Annotated in this window: 17 protein-coding genes; 7 read left to right on the top strand and 10 right to left on the bottom strand. The window is 67.4% G+C overall.

From position 1 onward, the window contains the following. Nucleotides 1-201: 201 nt before the first annotated feature. Nucleotides 202-1,041 carry an aminodeoxychorismate lyase gene (locus tag SLQ30_RS25520; RefSeq protein ID WP_319449604.1) on the bottom strand — a complete coding sequence of 280 codons (840 nt, stop codon included), beginning with the start codon at nucleotides 1,039-1,041 and terminating at the stop codon, nucleotides 202-204. Nucleotides 1,042-1,085: 44 nt separating this feature from the next. Here SLQ30_RS25520 and SLQ30_RS25515 point away from each other — a divergent pair, with 44 nt between their 5' ends. Together SLQ30_RS25515 and SLQ30_RS25510 are read left to right on the top strand one after the other, a co-directional pair. Beyond that, nucleotides 1,086-2,165, top strand: a complete 1,080-nt coding sequence (locus tag SLQ30_RS25515) for a folate-binding protein YgfZ (RefSeq protein WP_319449605.1) — start codon at nucleotides 1,086-1,088, stop codon at nucleotides 2,163-2,165. Between the two features lie 139 nt (nucleotides 2,166-2,304). After that, the gene (locus SLQ30_RS25510; protein ID WP_319449606.1) at nucleotides 2,305-2,490 is read left to right on the top strand and encodes a DUF3073 domain-containing protein; all 186 of its coding nucleotides are present in this window, start codon (nucleotides 2,305-2,307) and stop codon (nucleotides 2,488-2,490) included. A 28-nt stretch (nucleotides 2,491-2,518) separates the two neighbouring features. Here the strand turns inward: SLQ30_RS25510 and purM are convergent, their stop codons facing one another. Continuing rightward, complete coding sequence (purM, locus tag SLQ30_RS25505) at nucleotides 2,519-3,601, bottom strand: phosphoribosylformylglycinamidine cyclo-ligase (protein ID WP_319449607.1); 1,083 nt, start codon at nucleotides 3,599-3,601, stop codon at nucleotides 2,519-2,521. A 280-nt stretch (nucleotides 3,602-3,881) separates the two neighbouring features. On the opposite strand from purM, the gene SLQ30_RS25500 reads away from it, so the two are divergent. After that, nucleotides 3,882-4,868, top strand: a complete 987-nt coding sequence (locus SLQ30_RS25500; protein WP_319449608.1) for an NAD(P)H-binding protein — start codon at nucleotides 3,882-3,884, stop codon at nucleotides 4,866-4,868. A gap of 3 nt (nucleotides 4,869-4,871) precedes the next feature. On the opposite strand, the gene purF is transcribed toward SLQ30_RS25500, so the two are convergent. Beyond that, on the bottom strand, nucleotides 4,872-6,428 hold the full coding sequence (gene purF / locus SLQ30_RS25495; protein WP_319449609.1) for an amidophosphoribosyltransferase: 1,557 nt from the start codon (nucleotides 6,426-6,428) through the stop codon (nucleotides 4,872-4,874). Between the two features lie 123 nt (nucleotides 6,429-6,551). After that, nucleotides 6,552-6,944 (bottom strand): sterol carrier family protein, encoded by a 393-nt coding sequence (locus SLQ30_RS25490; protein ID WP_319449610.1) that lies wholly within the window; start codon nucleotides 6,942-6,944, stop codon nucleotides 6,552-6,554. Between the two features lie 18 nt (nucleotides 6,945-6,962). On the opposite strand from SLQ30_RS25490, the gene SLQ30_RS25485 reads away from it, so the two are divergent. Continuing rightward, on the top strand, nucleotides 6,963-8,183 hold the full coding sequence (locus tag SLQ30_RS25485) for an MCE family protein (protein ID WP_319449611.1): 1,221 nt from the start codon (nucleotides 6,963-6,965) through the stop codon (nucleotides 8,181-8,183). Between the two features lie 40 nt (nucleotides 8,184-8,223). Further along, on the top strand, nucleotides 8,224-8,646 hold the full coding sequence (locus tag SLQ30_RS25480) for a PPOX class F420-dependent oxidoreductase (protein WP_319449612.1): 423 nt from the start codon (nucleotides 8,224-8,226) through the stop codon (nucleotides 8,644-8,646). On the opposite strand, the gene SLQ30_RS25475 is transcribed toward SLQ30_RS25480, so the two are convergent. From SLQ30_RS25475 to SLQ30_RS25450, 6 genes are read right to left on the bottom strand one after another with little or no spacing between them, the layout of a single operon-like run. Beyond that, nucleotides 8,576-9,259: a type II CAAX endopeptidase family protein gene (locus SLQ30_RS25475; RefSeq protein WP_319449687.1), complete on the bottom strand. Its 684-nt coding sequence runs from the start codon at nucleotides 9,257-9,259 to the stop codon at nucleotides 8,576-8,578. The two genes, SLQ30_RS25480 and SLQ30_RS25475, sit on opposite strands and share 71 nt — an antisense overlap. Beyond that, on the bottom strand, nucleotides 9,256-10,980 hold the full coding sequence (locus SLQ30_RS25470; RefSeq protein ID WP_319449613.1) for an alpha/beta hydrolase: 1,725 nt from the start codon (nucleotides 10,978-10,980) through the stop codon (nucleotides 9,256-9,258). The genes SLQ30_RS25475 and SLQ30_RS25470 overlap by 4 nt, the downstream gene beginning before the upstream one ends. Continuing rightward, nucleotides 10,977-13,274, bottom strand: a complete 2,298-nt coding sequence (gene purL / locus SLQ30_RS25465; protein ID WP_319449614.1) for a phosphoribosylformylglycinamidine synthase subunit PurL — start codon at nucleotides 13,272-13,274, stop codon at nucleotides 10,977-10,979. Before purL ends, SLQ30_RS25470 begins: the two co-directional genes overlap by 4 nt. Then, nucleotides 13,271-14,488, bottom strand: coding sequence for a cation:proton antiporter (locus SLQ30_RS25460; protein WP_319449615.1), 1,218 nt, complete (start codon nucleotides 14,486-14,488; stop codon nucleotides 13,271-13,273). Before SLQ30_RS25460 ends, purL begins: the two co-directional genes overlap by 4 nt. A 44-nt stretch (nucleotides 14,489-14,532) precedes the next feature. After that, nucleotides 14,533-14,883 carry a VOC family protein gene (locus tag SLQ30_RS25455; protein WP_319449616.1) on the bottom strand — a complete coding sequence of 117 codons (351 nt, stop codon included), beginning with the start codon at nucleotides 14,881-14,883 and terminating at the stop codon, nucleotides 14,533-14,535. Nucleotides 14,884-14,898: 15 nt separating this feature from the next. Continuing rightward, nucleotides 14,899-16,182, bottom strand: a complete 1,284-nt coding sequence (locus SLQ30_RS25450) for a M18 family aminopeptidase (protein ID WP_319449617.1) — start codon at nucleotides 16,180-16,182, stop codon at nucleotides 14,899-14,901. 51 nt (nucleotides 16,183-16,233) lie between these two features. Between SLQ30_RS25450 and SLQ30_RS25445 the strand changes: the two genes are divergently transcribed. Both SLQ30_RS25445 and SLQ30_RS25440 read left to right on the top strand, forming a co-directional pair. Next, nucleotides 16,234-17,247, top strand: coding sequence for a Dyp-type peroxidase (locus SLQ30_RS25445; protein ID WP_319449618.1), 1,014 nt, complete (start codon nucleotides 16,234-16,236; stop codon nucleotides 17,245-17,247). Next, complete coding sequence (locus tag SLQ30_RS25440; protein ID WP_319449619.1) at nucleotides 17,244-18,041, top strand: family 1 encapsulin nanocompartment shell protein; 798 nt, start codon at nucleotides 17,244-17,246, stop codon at nucleotides 18,039-18,041. Before SLQ30_RS25445 ends, SLQ30_RS25440 begins: the two co-directional genes overlap by 4 nt. Nucleotides 18,042-18,133: the final 92 nt, after the last annotated feature.

The raw sequence follows: 18,133 nt of genomic DNA, 5'->3' as shown, positions 1-18,133 counted from the left end.
GGGCTCGGGGGCCGGGTGGCTGCTGGGAATTCGCTAGCGCGCGCAGGTGATCCGTACGTAGCGCAACGAAACCCCGGTGCTGCTAGCGGGCAGCCACCTCACATGTCCATGAGTTAATCAAATTCTCGGACCACCTCCCTTCTCGTGTACGAGCGACCGTACTCCCGAAGTGAAGGCCCGACAACCGATTTTCCCGACTCGTCAGTGTTCGCCGGCCATCGCCTCGTCGACGAGCGCCGCCAGGTCGGCGGCCATCGGTGCGGCGCGCAGCGATTCCCCGTCGAGGGTGTGCACTCTGGCGGCCAGCATGACACTCGACAACAGCCAAACACCCTGAGCAGCAACGAGATCAGCCTTGCTCAACATCGCGTGTTCGCAAGCGAGGCCACGCTCTTGGGCCACCGCGAAGAAGGCTGCCACGGTGGTGCCCGCCAGGATCGGCAGCGACGTCGGCGGTGTCAGAAACACGCCTTCGGCGTAGATGACGACCGCTGAGCGGGGACCTTCCAGCACGACACCGTCCGAGCTCAGGAACACGGCGTCGTCTGCCCCGAGCCGCGCGGCGTGCCGCAGCGCGGCGACGTTGGCCGCATACGACACCGACTTCGCGCCCGCCACCGACCATGGGGCCGCCTGCGCGACGGCGGAACAGCCACGGTCCAGCGTGACGGCGCTGACCCCGTCGCGGCGGGCCACCGCCACCCGGGCCGGCACCCGCGACACCGTCACGAATCCGATCGAAACTCCGTCGCGGCGCCGCCCGTAGACCATTCGCAGCACCGCGTCGTCGGCTGCGCCCCATCGGTCCACTGCCGTGGCGACCGCCGTGCGCCACGCCGCGGGCTCCGGCGCAGCGAGTCCGACGATCGCGGCCGAGGAGTCCAACCGCGCCAGGTGCGCCTCGAGCAGACTCGCCCGACCGTCGCGCAGCAGCAGCGTCTCGAACACGCCGTCGCCGCGCGCGAACAGTGGGTCATCGGCATTCAGCACTGCGTGGCCAGGCGCCAGCACGCCCCCGTCCAGCGTGACGACCACGTCCATGGGGGATGAGGGTATCCGGCACTGCAGCTCCGTAGAGTTGAGTGATGTCTGCAGTCCCCGCGCCAGAGCAAAGTCCAGATGCCGGCGCCGTATGGCACTACGGCGATCCGTTCGGCGAACAGCGCGCCGGCGCCGACGCTGTCATCTTGGTCGACCGTTCCCACCGCGCCGTGCTGACGTTGACCGGCAATGACCGCCGCAGCTGGCTGCACACCATCTCCACCCAGCACGTCAGCGACCTGCCCGACGGCGCCGTCACCGAGAATCTGAACCTCGACGGCCAGGGACGTGTCGAAGATCACTGGATACAGACCCAACTCGACGGCGTCACCATTCTGGACACCGAGGCGTCGCGGGGCGAGCCGCTGCTGGCCTACCTCCGCAGGATGGTGTTCCGTGCCGACGTGACGGTCGAACCCGCCGAACTGGCGGTGCTGACACTGCTCGGACCCGGGGCGTCGGCCGAAGCGGTGCTCGCGGTGCTTGGGGTGGCCGAGCTGCCTGCGGTGTGGACCGCCTCGCCGCTGGCAGGTGGCGGGTTCGTGCGCACACTGCCCGATGAGCAGGTAGACGTGGTCGTACCGCGCGACACTGCCGCCGACTGGCGTGCGCGGCTGGTCGCGGCGGGCGTCCGGCCTGCAGGTGTCTGGGCTTATGAGGCACGTCGTGTGGCTGCGCTGCACCCGCGGCTCGGCGTCGACACCGACGAGCGGACGATCCCACACGAAGTCAGCTGGATAGGCGGCCCCGGCGAGGGCGCCGTGCACCTCGCCAAGGGGTGCTACCGGGGGCAGGAAACCGTCGCTCGCGTGCACAACGTGGGCAAGCCGCCGCGGATGTTGGTGCTGCTGCATCTGGACGGGTCCGCGGATCGCCCGGTCACGGGCGACCCCGTGCTGGCCGATGGAAAGCCGGTGGGACGGCTGGGCACTGTCGTCGATCACGTGGACCTCGGCCCCATCGCACTGGCGCTGCTCAAACGCGGATTGGCGGCCGACACCGAACTGACGACGGGAGGCGAGTCGGAGGTGGCCGCGGTCATCGACGCCGATTCCCTACCCGCCTCCGATGTCGTCGGGGCGGGTCGATTGGCGATCCAGCGGCTGCGCAGCGACAAGCGCTGAGCGCTCCGCGGCCGCGCAACGGTAGGCCTGCCAGCATGACACCGCGGGGCACGGTAAAGTGTTGACAGGACAATAAACACACACAGATCGGAGCCGCCCAACCAACGGGCCGCTCCGTTATTGCGCGAGGGGGTCCCCCATGGGCCGAGGCCGAGCAAAGGCAAAGCAGACCAAGGTTGCACGTGAGCTCAAGTACAGCTCACCGCAGACTGATCTCACGCAGCTGCAGCGCGAGCTGTCGCACGCTCCCGACAACCCCATCGGCAGCCGTGTAGTCGACGAAGTGCCCGAGGAATGGGCCGAAGAGGACGACTGGCGGCGCTAGCACCCGCTAGTCACTGCCGCCGCACGATCTAGAAGCGTGGGTGCTGCCCGACGAGTTGCGTGCGCGGCTCGCCCTTCTTGCCCTTCTTGACGACGCCAAGCGTCCAGCAATCCAGGTGACGGGCCGTCAGGATCGCCAAGGCCCGGTCGGTGTCTTCAGGCGCGACCAGCGCCACCATGCCGATGCCCATGTTGAACGTCTTGTCCATCTCAGCCCGCTCGATGCGACCGCGTTGCGCGATCATGGCGAAGACCGGGGCGGGCGTCCAAGTGCCGCGGTCCATTTCGGCGACCAGGCCGTTGGGAATGACGCGCTCCACGTTGCCCGCGAGTCCGCCGCCGGTGATGTGGCAGAACGTGTGGACCTGCGTCTCGGCGGCCAGCGCCAGGCAGTCCTTCGCATAGATCCTGGTGGGCTCCAGCAACTCTTCGCCGAGCGTGCGGCCGAACTCCTCGACGTGTCCGCCCAGATCCATCCGGTCGATTTCCAGCAGCACCTTGCGGGCCAACGAATACCCGTTGGAGTGCAACCCGGTCGATGACATGGCGATGATGACGTCGCCCGGCTTGACCCGTTCGGGTCCGAGCACGTCGTCGGCTTCGACGACGCCGACCCCGGTGGCCGATACGTCGTAGTGGTCGGGCGCCATCACACCGGGATGCTCGGCGGTCTCTCCCCCCATCAGGGCACAACCCGCGATCACGCAGCCGTTGGCGATGCCGGACACGATCTCGGCGACCCGCTCGGGCACGGTGCGGCCCACGGCGATGTAGTCCTGAAGGAATAGCGGCTCCGCCCCGCAGACCACCAGGTCGTCGACGACCATGGCGACGAGGTCCAGTCCGACGGTGTCGTGCTTGTCCATGGCCTGGGCGATGACCAGCTTGGTGCCCACACCGTCGGTCGACGACGCAAGCAGCGGCTCCCGGTAGCCCCCGCGCAGGGCGAACAACCCTGCGAAGCCGCCGAGGCCGCCTCGCACCTCAGGTCTGGTGGCCTTCTTCGCCAGCGGTTTGAACAATTCGACGGCGCGATCCCCCGCGTCTATGTCCACTCCGGCCGAGGCGTAGGAGGTGCCGGCACGTCGTTCGGCTCGCTTGCCCTCGCTCATCGCGCCCAAGGGTACCGGTCTCGGTGACCACCGCGCACGCCCCACCGCCCGGCACCGACGGTCCCCACCCGCGGACGCCCGGCGTGTGACACGCTCAGCGCTGATGAACGGACTTCGCGTGCTCGCCCCGGCCGCCGCCATGGCCGTGCTGAATGTGCTCGGACCCGGCGCGACGGCGGCCACAACCCCGGTTGCGACTTCGATTGACGAATAGCGGGTAATCCATCGGCACGGCCGCGCCGAATTCCTTCGCAAGCGGCCTGTGAATGATGGAGGAGCGTTGTCGGAATCCAACACCCGTTGCCTGGTGACCGGGGCAACGGGGTACATCGGCGGGCACCTCGTCCCCGTACTGCTCGAACAGGGCCACACCGTGCGGGCATTGGCGCGCAACCCCGACAAGTTAAACGATGCCCGGTGGCGCGAGCAGGTCGAGGTGGCCAGGGGCGACCTCGGCGATCCCGACTCATTGACCGCGGCGTTCACCGACGTCGACGTCGTCTACTACCTGGTGCACTCGATGGGCACTTCGTCCGACTTCGTCTCCGAGGAGGCCAAGTCGGCGCGAAATGTCGTAACTGCGGCGCAGCAAGCCGGGGTCAAACGGATCGTCTACCTGTCGGGACTGCATCCCGACGGTGACGTCGCCGAACTGTCGCCGCACCTGCGGTCGCGTACCGCGGTCGGCGACATCCTGATCGCGTCCGGGGTCGAGGCCGTCGTACTCCAGGCCGGCATCGTGGTCGGGTCCGGCTCGGCGTCGTTCGAAATGATCCGGCACCTGACCGACCGGCTGCCGGTGATGACCACGCCGAAATGGGTGAGCAACAAGATTCAGCCCATCGCGATCGACGACGTGCTGCACTATCTCGCCGAAGCCGCCACCGCGCCGATACCCGAATCCCGCACCTGGGACGTCGGCGGTCCCGACGTGCTCGAGTACGGCGAGGCCATGCAGGTGTATGCCGACGTGGCCGGATTGAGCAAGCGGGTCATCATCGTGCTGCCGTTCCTCACCCCCTCGATCGCCAGCTGGTGGGTGGGGCTGGTGACCCCGATACCGTCGGGGCTGGCCCGGCCACTGGTGGAGTCCCTGCACTGCGACGCCGTGGCTTCCGAGCACGACATCGATGGCGTCATTCCGCCGCTACCTGGCGGTCGAACCGGCTATCGAGCTGCAGTGATCGAGGCGTTGCAGAGCGATGGCACCGCGTCCCAGGGTGGACGCAGACGCCTAGCCAGGTTGAGTTCGCCTGGGCCGCAATAACCTTCAGGGCCTGCGCAACGCCGACAGGTTGTCGTTCTCGGGCTGGACCGGAGCATTGCTGCGCGCGGCATTGGCCAACATGTGCTCGATGACGTTCTTGCCGAGCGCGGTCTCGCCGGGTAGCTCGATCGGATAGTTTCCGTCGAAGCACGCCGAGCACAGTCGAGTCGCCGGTTGCTCGGTGGCGGCGATCATGGCCTGTCTGCTGATGTAGCCGAGGGTGTCGGCGCCGATGGCGCGTCGTACGCCTTCGACCATGTCGTCCTCGTCGGCGCCGATGCTGGATGCATTCGCGATCAGCTCGGCGGGAGTGGCGAAGTCGATGCCGTAGAAGCAAGGCCACCGCACCGGAGGTGACGCGATCCGCACGTGCACCTCGAGCGCACCTGCCTCACGCAGCATCCGGATCAGCGCACGCTGGGTATTGCCCCGCACGATCGAATCGTCGACGACGATCAGGCGCTTGCCGCGGATGACTTCCTTGAGCGGGTTGAGCTTCAGCCGGATGCCCAACTGGCGGATGGTCTGCGACGGCTGGATGAAGGTGCGGCCGACGTAGGCGTTCTTCATCAGCCCCTGGCCATAGGGAATGCCGGAGCCCTGGGCGTAGCCGACGGCCGCAGGCGTACCGGACTCCGGGACGCCGATCACCAGGTCCGCGTCGATGGGCTTCTCGGCGGCGAGCCTGCGCCCGATGTCAACGCGGGTGGCGTGCACCGACCGACCAGCGATGATGCTGTCGGGCCGGGCCAGGTAGACGTACTCGAACACGCAGGCCTTGGGCGTCGGGTTGGCGAAGCGGGTAGACCGCACGCCGTCGGCGTCGATGGCCAGCAATTCACCGGGTTCGATGTCCCGCACGAAGGATGCGCCGACGATGTCCAGCGCCGCGGTCTCCGACGCGACGACCCAACCGCGGTCTAGCCTGCCGAGGGACAGCGGCCGAACCCCATGCGGATCGCGGGCGGCATACAACGTGTTCTCGTCCATGAACGTCAGACAGAACGCGCCGCGCACCGTCGGAAGCAGCTCGAGGGCGGCCTGTTCGAGGGTCGAGTCGGCGGCGCCGTGAGCCAGTAGCGCTCCGAGGATGTCGGAGTCGGTGGTGGCCGCGGCGGCGCCTCGGGTATTGATGAGGCCCGCCTCGCGCGCGCGGGTCGCCAAATCGGTGGCATTGACGAGGTTTCCGTTGTGACCAAGCGCGACACCCGTGCCCGCAGCGGTGTTGCGGAACACCGGCTGGGCGTTCTCCCACGTCGTGGAGCCCGTGGTGGAGTACCGGCAGTGCCCGATGGCGACGTGTCCGTGCATGGCGGCCAGCGTCGGCTCGTCGAAGACCTGACTGACCAGGCCGAGATCCTTGAACACCAGCACCTGCGAACCATCGGCGACGGCGATGCCCGCCGCCTCCTGGCCACGGTGTTGCAGCGCATAGAGGCCGTAGTAAGTGAGCTTCGCCACTTCCTCGCCCGGAGCCCAGACGCCGAAGACGCCGCATTCCTCTTTAGGGTCGTGCTCTAGCGCGTCGTTCGGGTCGTTTACTAGCGGCTCGACGGTCACAGTGGCTGCTCCCTGGGGGCGGTGGGTGACGTTGCCCAGTCTACGGGCAGAGGTGGCCGTTGGCGGAATCGAACCACGGTGTCGACACGCTCGACGTCGAGTACAACGCCGACTCGCCCGCATTCATTTCGCCAGCCCGACGACGGGCAACCAATCGGCGAGCTCTGTCGCCCGCGCCCCGGACACCCGCAAGGAACCGTCGGCGACGGCGTCAGGCAGCGCGCGGAGGCCGGTGGCCAGCAGCAGCCAGGTGCGCGCATCGGTCTCGACGACGTTCGGCGGGTTACCTCGCGTGTGGCTGAGGCCCGATATGCATTGCACCGCAACGAATGGCGGAACCCTGAGCTCGACAGTGGCGCCGGGGGCCAACGCGGCGAGCGTGCGGGCGGTGAGCCGGACGGCCTCACCAAGGGCGGCCCGATCGGGCGCGGGTGAAGTGTCGTCGACGAGCCAGTCGGCGACCGCCGACACGGCTGCGCGAGTCTTCGTCGGATCCGCAGTACGCCGAGCGGCCATACTTTATTGTCCCTGGAAATGTCGCCAACTCTGGCCATCGACCGCCACCGACCGCCGTACAAGCTGGCAGGTGTGGTGTTGCTGGTCGTCGTCGCCGTCGTTGGCACCTTGATCTGGCTCCAGTTCCGGGGCGCCTTCAAGACCCGCACCGACCTGACGGTGGTGTCCCAGCGGGCCGGCCTGGTGGTCGATCCCGGATCGAAGGTCACGCTCAACGGTGTCGAGATCGGCCGGGTGACGGGCCTTTCGACCAGCGAGGTCGACGGCGTCGAACAGGCGAAGATCGCGCTCGAGATCGATCCGAGGTACCTGTACCTGATTCCGTCCAACGTGCTCGCCGACGTCAAGGCCAGTACCGTCTTCGGGAACAAGTACATCGCCTTCAGTTCTCCGAAAAACCCATCGCTGCAACATGTTGCGGACCACGCCGTGATTCGAGCCCAGTCGGTCACGACGGAGTTCAACACGTTGTTCGAGACGGTCACGGCGATCGCCGCGCAGGTCGATCCGATCAAGCTGAACCAGACGTTGACGGCGACGGCAGAGGCGCTGACGGGGCTGGGGTCAAGGTTCGGGCAATCCCTTGATGACGCCAACGTGATCCTCGACGACGTCAATCCACGAATGCCGCAGCTGCAAACCGATATCGCGCAGACGGCGAGGCTCGCCGACGTGTACGCCGACGCATCCGCGGACCTGTTCCACGGCCTAGACGCTGCCGTGACCACCGCGCGCGCGCTCAACGACCGCCGGCACGACGTCGACGCCGCCCTGATGGCCGCGGTCGGATTCGGCAGCACCGCGGCGGACACGTTCGAGCGCGCCGGGCCGTACCTGGTGCGCAGCGCCGCGGACCTCGTCCCGACGACCAAACTGCTCGACGACTACCGCGGGATGATTTTTTGCACCGTGCGCAACTACGCCGAGGTTGGGCCGCTCATCGCAAGGTCGCTCGGCGGGAACGGATACTCGCTGGCCCAATACGGCACGCTGCTCGGCTTGGGCGCGGGCAACCCGTTCGTCTACCCGGACAATCTGCCGCGCGTCAACGCGCACGGTGGCCCAGAGGGCCGCCCGGGGTGCTGGCAGAAGATCACGCGCGACCTGTACCCGGCGCCGTATCTGGTGATGGACACCGGGTTCGACCTCGCTCCGTACAACCACGTCGAGTTGGGCCAACCGATCGCCAACGACTACGTCTGGGGCCGCCAGGTCGGTGAGTACACCATCAACCCGTAACGGTTGACCTCAAGCATTCTTGAGGTTCTACCGTGTGGGCATGACGTTCAAGGCACACGAGATCGAGTTCATGCGGGCCGCCGAGCTCGGCAGGTTGGCGACCATCCAGCCCAACGGCACACCTCAGGTCAGTCCGGTCGGGTTCACCTTCAACTCCGAGCTCGGCACCATCGACGTTGCGGGCTATCACATGTCGAAGAGCCAGAAGTTCCGGAATCTCGCCACCAACCCCAATGTCGCCTTCGTGGTCGACGACATCGCATCGCGGGACCCGTGGCGGGTGCGCTGCCTGGAGATTCGCGGCACCGCGGTTCAGGCGGACGCGGAGCCCGCGACGGGGGCGGCAGGCGATGAGCTCGACACCGCGATCATTCGCATCACCCCGCGCCGCATCATCGCCTTCGGCATCGACGATCTCGACACGGAGCCGCACCAGCTGAAGGCGGACGCCCGCGACGCCTGAGATGGATGGCGAGGGCCGCGACGGCCCCGGCCTCATTGGTCGCCAGGTGCGCGAGCATGGGCGCCAGCAGGCTGCCCGACCGCGAATGCAGCCAGCCGAACACCCAGCCCGCCGCGCCCGTCACGAGCACGGTGCCCACGACCGGCTCGCCCGCGCCGCGCGCATCGGCGACGTGCGACAGCCCAAAGACGGTGGCCTGCAACAGCCTGCCCCACCTCGGCCCGAACGCCTCGGCGGCCAGGGTGCCAAGGGCCGCGCGGAACGCTGCTTCCTCGGACCACACCGTGCCGACGGGGATGCGAAGTAGGAGCCATCCGGCCGCCGGGTCAGGTAGCTCGCGCTCGGCCATCGCCGCACGCACGCGAGGCAGCGCCGTCGCCGCTGCCACCCCCGCCGAGACGACGGTGGCCGCCGCGACGCCGAGCCGCAGCCCACCCCGGAGCGCAGGTGGGTCCAATCCCAGCGGTGCATTCACCAGCGCGACGAGCCCGGCACCACCGGCGGCGTGCAAGGGCACCAACCATCGTGCGGGAACCCGCGGCGCGACCAACCCACTCCAGACCACCAGCGCTCCGGAGAGCAGCAGCGCTCGGGTCGGCTTGCTGGGCACTATGTTTCGGGTCCGTCGACGCCCGCCGTACTCTTCAGCGCAGCGCGTATCCGCTCAGTGTCGGCCGGAGTCCAGCCGTCCGGCGGGATCACCCCCACCCATCCATCCAGCACCGTGTCGCCGTAGTTGTGGCCGTGGCCGGCAGGCACCCCGCTGGCGTCGGTGATGTCGGCGCCCACCTGCCAGAAGGTGATGATCGGATACCACTGCATCGCAGCCGTACGGTCGTCGCCGCGGGGCTCCTTGAGCCAATCCGGCCGGGAGAACAGGAGATCCGGCGACCACCACACGATGGGGTCCGACGGGTGCTGCAGGAACAACACACGGGTGCCTTCCCATGGCGGGGCAGTCACGGCCGCCACTTCGGCGGGACTCGACGCTTGCGAGAAGCGCACGGTGCGCCCGTTGTCGTAGCGCGGTTCCACCTCGCGTGTGCCAGGGTCACGCCGCGCCACCAACCCGCTCCACAACGAACTCTCATGAGGCGGACCCACCCACAGCACGGCGGAGAAACCCATCTCAGCGATGTCGGGCAGCCACGGGAATGCACTCTGACCGGCGTAGGAGCCCAGACTCTCGCCGTAGAGCACCAGCTTGGGCCGCCGCTCGGGCGGTAACTTCGACCATCGGTCGTGGATGGTGTCGATGAGTAGCGTGCCCGACGCCGAGGACTTCTGTTGGTCGCCGACGAACGATATCCAACTCGGTAGATACGAGTACTGCACCGCCACCATCGCGGTGTCGCCGTTGTACATGGTTTCCAGCGCCCTGGCGGCCACTGGATTCACCCAGCCGGTACCCGTGGTCGGCACGACGATCAGCAGCTTGCGCTCAAAGGCTCGGGTCCGATCGAGTTCACGCTCGATGACGTCCATCCGGCCCTCGTCGGTGTCGGCCGTCTCCAGACCGGCGTACACCCTGATGGGTTCCTTGGCGGGGTGCCCGTTCAACTTCGTCAACTCAGCGGCGTGCGGTCCGGTGGCGACGAAGTTGCGGCCCTGATAGCCGAGGGTGTCCCACGGCGCCAACGACATCGGGCTACCGGACTTCTCGGGTGCCGTGGGTTGCTCGACGCCTGCTCGGGTTTCGGCGTTCTGCGGCTGGAACGCGCGGTTCGCCCCGGCGAGAAAGCCCCGATACAGCACGCCGTTGATCAGCGTGACGAGCACGATCACCACAATCGTCGTGCCGATGGCCAGCGCAACTTCCCTATCCAGGTGCCAGCGCCGAATGATCAGTCGGGCAAGCACTTTGATCGCGTCAAGCACAATGCGGGACACGCCGACACATGCACCGCCGACCGCAACGGCGATGATGACGGTGCGGAGGTACGACGCCGTCGCCGGCCCTTCCAGACCCATGAGCTGCGCCACCTGGCGCTGCCAGCGGGCCGCAGGAACCAGCATCAGCAGACTGGCGGAGGCCGAGAGCACGACGGTGCCGACCTTCAGCCGGTTCTGCACGGCTTTCGGCGGTGGCCACCACCGCCTGCGGCGAAAGACGAAGTGGTGGAACACCTTTCCGATGACGACGCCGATCGCGTAACCGATCGATGCCGTGATGCCACCGATCAGACCCTGGAACAACCAGTCCCTTGGAAGTAGTGACGGGGTCAGCGACAAGCAGAAGAAGAGGGCGCCGAAGCCAACGCCGACGAAGTCGAGTCGAATCAGGCTCCACGCCCAAAGCAGCAGCGGATGCGAAGTGTTGGCTGGCGCCCTCACCCGAACAGTCCGGGCAGCACGCCCTCCGACGTGCTCCGCAGTTCCGCGAGCGGGACGGTGAATAGCCCCTGAACCTCGACGGCATCACTACCTTCGTCGACAACGCCTATCCGGGTGGCGGGCAACCCGCGCGCCTCGCACATGGCGCGGAAGCGACTCTCCTCGGTGCGCGGAACGGCGACGAGCACACGTCCCGCAGACTCCGAGAACAGTGCCACGAAGGGGTTTACATCCTCGGGAAGCACCAGCCGGCAACCGGTTTCGCCGGCCAACGCAGCCTCAACGACGGCTTGAATCAGCCCACCCTCGGACAGATCGTGCGCGGCGGTGATGAGCCCGTCGCGCGACGCCGCGGCGAGCACCTGGGCGAGCAACTGCTCGCGGGCGAGGTCGACCTTGGGCGGCAGTCCACCGAGGTGGTCGGCGGTGACCTGAGCCCAGATCGAGCCGTCGAACTCGTCGCGGGTGTCGCCGAGCAGGACCAGCGTCTCACCTGGTTCGGTGCCGATGCCGGTGGGGATGCGACGCGTCACGTCGTCGAGCACGCCGAGCACACCCACCACGGGAGTCGGGAGGATCGCGGTGGTTCCGGTTTGGTTGTAGAAGCTGACGTTGCCACCGGTGACCGGAATGCCAAGGGTCGCACAGCCATCGGCGAGGCCACGCACGGCCTGGGCGAACTGCCACATCACGCCGGGATCCTCCGGCGAGCCGAAGTTGAGGCAGTTCGTGACGGCGACCGGGGCGGCGCCCGTGACGGCGACGTTGCGATAGGCCTCGGCCAGCGCCAGCTGCGCACCCGCGTACGGGTCGAGGAACGTGTAGCGCCCGGACGCGTCGGTGGATACGGCGACGCCGCGTCCGGTGGCTTCGTCGATGCGGAGCACCCCACCGTCGGCATGCTCGGCGAGCACGGTGTTGCCGCGGACGTAGCGGTCGTACTGCTCGGTGATGAACGCGCGGCTGCACAGATGCGGACTGCCAAGCAGCGCAAGCAAAGTCGCGCGGAGTTCGTCACCAGTCGACGGCCGCGGCAGCTTCGCCGACGTATCGGCGTTGAGCGCGTCCTGGGTGTCGGGCCGGGCCACCGGACGCTCGTAGACGGGACCCTCGTGCGCGACGGTGCGGGGCGGCACGTCGACGACGGTCTCGCCGTTCCAGGTGATTTCGAGGTTGGCGCCGTCGGTGACTTCGCCGATGACGGTCGCGAGGACTTCCCACTTGCGGCACACGGCCATGAACTTTTCGACGTTTTCCGGAGCCACGACCGCGCACATGCGTTCCTGCGATTCGCTGGACAGCACCTCGGCGGGGGTCATGTACTTCGCCCGCAGCGGCACCTTGTCGAGCTCGATCGACATGCCGCCGTCCCCAGCCGAGGCGAGTTCAGAAGTGGCACAGGACAATCCGGCTCCACCGAGGTCCTGGATCCCGATCACCAGCCCGGCGGCGTACAGCTCGAGACAGCACTCGATGAGCACCTTCTCCATGAACGGGTCGCCGACCTGAACCGCCGGGAGCTTCTTGCGGCCGGGCCCGTCGCCCTCGTCGCCGCCGAACGTCTCCGAGGCCAATACCGAGACGCCGCCGATGCCATCCAGGCCGGTACGCGCGCCGAACAGGATGATCTTGTTGCCCTTGCCCGACGCGAAGGCCAGGTGCAGGTCCTCTTTACGAAGCACCCCGATGCACAACGCATTCACCAGCGGGTTGCCCGCGTACGACGCGTCGAACACCGTCTCGCCACCGATGTTGGGCAGGCCCAGTGAGTTTCCGTATCCACCAACCCCGCGCACGACCCCGTCGAGCACCCTTCGGGTGTCCGGGGCGTCGGCCGCGCCGAAGCGCAGCTGGTCCATGACCGCCACGGGGCGCGCGCCCATCGCCATAATGTCGCGGACGATGCCGCCGACCCCGGTGGCGGCGCCCTGGTACGGCTCGACGTAGGAGGGGTGGTTGTGGGACTCCACCTTGAACGTCACGGCCCAGCCGTCGCCGATGTCGACGACGCCCGCGTTCTCGCCGATGCCTGCCAGCATCGCGGTGCGCATGGCCTCGGTGGTGGTCTCGCCGAAGTAGCGCAGGTGGACCTTGGACGACTTGTAGGAGCAGTGCTCGCTCCACATCACTGAGTACATCGCCAGTTCGGCGTCAGTGGGCCGACGGCCGAGGATCTCGCGGATGCGCTGGTACTCGTCGTCCTTCAGCCCCAGTTCACGGAAGGGCTGAGGGTGGTCGGGAGTGGTTGCGGCGGTCTGGACGGTGTCAACTTCGTGGCTGAGCCCGGATGTCACTCCACCATTCTATTGGCTTGGGCCTGGTGGAACACGCGAGCGGCCGCCGGAGCGCCGATGCCGTGGATCAGCACACTGCCCAGCACGGTCACGACCATGGTGAGCAGCACCGCATGCTCGTCACCACCGCCGAGCACATTGAACGCCAGGAGGCCGAAAACGATCGACGCGGCGCCCCGCGGACCGAGCCAGCCCAGCATCAGCCGTTCGGGCCAGGAGAACGTCGACCCGAGCATCGCCGCGGCGACCGGCAGCATCCGCACCAGCGTCAACGCCAGCAGGCAGAACACCACCACGCCGATCGTCAGTCCGGCTCGCCAGTAGGCGATCAACACCAGGCCGCCGAAGACGAACCACATCGCCGCCGTCAACAGGAAGCTGAGGTCGTCCACCAGTTCCAGTTCGCGTTCGACGTCCTGCGAGCGCCGGAAGTAGTGATAGGCGATACCGCACACGAACGCCGCGATGAAACCGTTGCCGTGCACTCCGAGGCTCAACGTGAACGCCATCGCCGGGGCGGAGACGACGATGATGCGTTTCGACTGTTCGGTCATCAAGCCGTGCCGCTCGGCCACGTTGGCGGCCAGCGCCAGGCCCGCGCCGACCGCCAGCCCCAGCGCCAGTCCCTTGAGTGAGTGCGGGACTGCCTCGCGAAGGGCGGCCAGCGGGGTGTCGGCAGGCTCGTGCTCGCCACCGGCGAGCGCCAACGCAAAGATGAAGATCGGCGAGATGATGCCGTCGTTGTAGCCAGCCTCGGCGTTGAGCAGATCGCGGACCCGGCCGGGGATCCGTTCGTCGCGCACGATCGAAGGAGCGGGGGAAAAGTCGATCAGCACCACGATGCACGCGATGACGATCAGGGTCCCCCACGAGGTGCTGGGTAGCAGCCAGAAGCCAAGCAGCACCGACAGTCCCAGGCTCAGCGGCAGAGCGATGAAGAGCAGCCGCATGGTCGAGCGCGGCTGACCACCGAACAGCCCCCCGCGCACTGCGGTGGCGTCGACGAAAAGCAGTACCGCCAGAATGATTTCGGCGATCCGCTCGGCGACTTCGGAATTCAGCGTGTCGGCCAGCGAGCCGTGCGTCGTGTACTCGACTGCGGCGCCTGCGACCACCAGGAAGAGCGGTGAGGTGATGCGCCATCGTTCCAGCCGTCGGGCCGTGAGCGCCCACCCCGCCAACACGACCGAGACCGCGATCAGCGATAGCAACACCGGCGTGATCTTGCCACGTCCACCGGCTATTCAACGGTGATGGATCAGCTCCCGCCAGCGACGCAGAACGCATTGCCTGCGGGGTCGGCCAACACCACCCAGTGGAAGTCGTCACCGAAGCCGTTACGGCCAGTCTCCGTCGCACCGAGCGATACCAACCGAGCGACCTCGGCATCCATGTCGGCGACCGAGAAGTCCAGGTGCACACGGTTCTTACCGGGTGTCGGGTCGGGCACCCGCTGGAAGGCCAGGGCGGGTCCACCGGGGCGGGCCACCAGTACGAATTCACCTGGTGCCACCGCGTTGACGTCTCCGCCGGCGGCGGCCGCCCACCAGGCGGCAAGTCCGTCCGGGTCGGAGCAATCGAAGGTGACCGAGGCGATGTCTAGAGTCATGCGCTCGAGGCTAGATCAGCCCGGTGACAGAAACGCCTGCAGCGCCGCGGCGTACGCGGGTACGTCGGCCGCCCCCATCAACTCCCGCGCCGAATGCATCGCCAACTGGGCTGCGCCGACGTCGACGGTCGGGATCCCGGTTCGGGCCGCCGTCATCGGTCCGATCGTCGACCCGCACGGCAGATCGGCCCGGTGCTCGTAGCGTTGCAGCGGCACCCCGGCCTGATCACAGGCCAACTGGAACGCCGCCGCGGTCCGGCTGTCGGTGGCGTAGCGCAGGTTGGGTTGCACCTTCAGCACCGGTCCTGCGTTGACCTCGATGAGGTGGCCCGGCTCGTGACGTTCCGGGTAGTTGGGGTGCGTCGCATGCGCCATGTCGCCCGAGGCCACCATCGAACCGGGCAGCCTGCGCAGGAAGTCCTCCCGCGTGCCGCCTGCGGATAGCGTGATCCGTTCGAGCACCGTCAGCAGCAGGTCGGATTGGGCTCCATGATCCGACGTCGAGCCGACCTCTTCGTGGTCGAAGAGCGCCAGCACGGGCACGTATCCCCCTGGCTCGGCGGCGAGGAACGCCTCCAGCCCGGCGTAGCAGGTGCCCTGGTTGTCCAGGCGCGGTGCGCTGACGAGTTCACGTTCTGCACCGACGAGTGTCGCGGGCGTCAGGTCGTGCGTCATGAGGTCGGCGGCCAGCACGTCGGAGGGGTCGACGTCGGCCTGCCTGGCCACGTAGTCCATGAAGGACCGCGTCCCGCCACCGACACCCCAGACGGCGTTGACGTGGCGCTGCGGGTTCAGTTCCACGCCCTTGCGATCGTCGGAGAGGTGGATGGCCAGCTGGGGCACCCGCAGGATGGGGTCGTCGATCTTGACCAGGACGTCGTCGGTCCGGTTGCCCGATCGCACGGACAGTCGGCCGCTGAGACCCAAGTCGCGGTCGAGCCACGAGTTCAGCCACGCCCCGCCGTAGGGCTCGAGCGCCACCACCTGCCAGCCAGATACGAAGCGGTCGGGGTGCTGTTTGACCCGAAGATTGGGGCTATCGGTATGCCCACCGACGATGCGGAACGGTGCGCCGGCGTCGGCCGACTTCCATGCGACCAGCGAGCCCGCCCGCACGACGAAGTAGCCGGGAGCGTCCGTCGGCCACGCGTCGGCCTCGGCGAGCTCGGTGAAGCCCGCGGCCCGTAGCCGCTCGGCCACGGTCGCACAGACGTGGAACGGCGACGGCGATGCGTCGATGAATTCGCAGAGCGCTTCGGCCGACGCACGGAACGTGTTGGCTGGACTGCCTGAGATCATGTAGCCCATCCTTACCGGTCAAGCCGTCTGAGGTGACGATAGGGTCAGTTCGTGACTCGTCGTGCGCAGCCGATTCTCACACCGCTCACGCCTGCAGCGATCTTCCTGGTGGCCACCATCGACGATGGCGGCGAGGACACGGTTCACGATGCGTTCGCCGACCTGTCCGGCCTCGTCCGCGCAGTCGGATTCCGCAATCCCGCAGCATATTTGACCTTGGTCACCGGCATCGGGTCCGCCGCCTGGGACCGCCTGTTCGGGGGCCCGCGCCCGGCCGACCTGCACCCGTTCCCCGAACTCGTCGGGGCGCGACACCACGCCCCGGCCACCCCCGGCGACCTGCTGTTTCACATCCGCGGCGAGTCCATGGACGTCTGCTTCGAACTCGGCGGCCGAGTACTTGCGTCCATGGCGGGCGCGGTGACCGTCGTCGACGAGGTGCATGGGTTCCGGTTCTTCGAGCAACGCGACCTGCTCGGCTTCGTCGACGGCACCGAGAATCCGGATGGGCCCGAAGCCGTCGAGGCGGTCCAGATCGCGGATGATCCCGACTTTGCCGGTGCCAGCTACGTGCACGTGCAGAAGTACACCCACGACATGGCCGCGTGGAACGCCTTGAGCGTCACCGAGCAGGAACTGGTGATCGGGCGCACCAAGCTCGAAGACATCGAAATGGCCGACGACGTCAAGCCCGCCAACTCGCACCTCGCTTTGAACGTCATCGAAGACGAGGACGGCAACGAACTCCAGATCGTGCGGGCCAACATGCCGTTCGGCACGCTCGGGAACGGCGAGTCGGGTACCTACTACATCGCATACGCCGCCGACCCCGACGTCACCGAACGCATGCTGCGCAACATGTTCATCGGCGATCCGCCGGGCAACACCGACCGGATTCTCGACTTCTCGACCGCGGTAACCGGCACCATGTTCTTCGTGCCCACCGCGGACTTCCTCGACGACCCACCGCCGCTTCCCGATGGTGACACCGAAGCGGCTCCGGCCTCGATCTCCCGCTCCAATGGCTCCTTGTCGATCGGCAGTCTGAAAGGACAACCTCAATGAACAATCTCTACCGCGACCTCGCGCCGATCTCCGAAGAGGCCTGGGGCGAAATCGAAACCGAGGCCACCCGGACCTTCAAGCGGCACATCGCCGGTCGCCGCGTGGTCGACGTCAGCGAGCCAGGCGGGCCCGTGAAGGCGGCGATCAGCACCGGTCATCTGCTCGACGTGGCGTCCCCCGGCGACGGCGTAGTCGCCCACCTTCGCGAGAGCAAACCCCTTGTCCGGCTGCGAGTTCCGTTCACCGTCGGCCGTACCGACATCGACGACGTCGAACGCGGATCGCAGGATTCGAACTGGGATCCGGTGAAAGAGGCTGCCAAGCAGCTGGCCTTCGCGGAGGACCGCGCGATCTTCGAGGGGTACGAGGCGGCCTCGATCGAGGGCATCCGTTCCGCGAGTTCCAACCCGCCGCTGGCGTTGCCGTCGAATCCCGCGGAGATCCCCGACGTGATCTCGCAGGCACTGTCGGAGTTGCGGCTGGCCGGTGTCGACGGGCCGTACTCGGTGCTGCTCTCGGCCGACGTGTACACCCAGGTCAGCGAGACCACCGCGCACGGCTATCCGATTCGCGAGCACCTGAGCCGCCTCATCGACGGCGAGATCATCTGGGCACCCGCCATCGACGGGGCGTTCGTACTGTCGACCCGCGGCGGTGACTTCGACCTACAACTCGGTACCGACGTGTCGATCGGCTACCTGTCGCACGATGCCGACACCGTGCAGCTTTACCTGCAGGAGACGTTCACCTTCCTGAACTACACGGCCGAGGCGTCGGTCGCCCTGTCCCCCTAGCCCTCCCCCCTTCTTGCGATTTCGGCGCGTTGGGCCGAGAGTTATGGAATAACCAGTCCGGAATGGGACTTATGCGAGTCGGCTTCATAAAA

Origin of the sequence: Mycobacterium sp. RTGN4 (assembly GCF_033804635.1) — a bacterium.
Taxonomy (GTDB): domain Bacteria; phylum Actinomycetota; class Actinomycetes; order Mycobacteriales; family Mycobacteriaceae; genus Mycobacterium.
The sequence above is the reverse complement of the archived record's forward strand: the minus strand, read 5'-3'. Positions and strand labels throughout refer to the sequence as shown.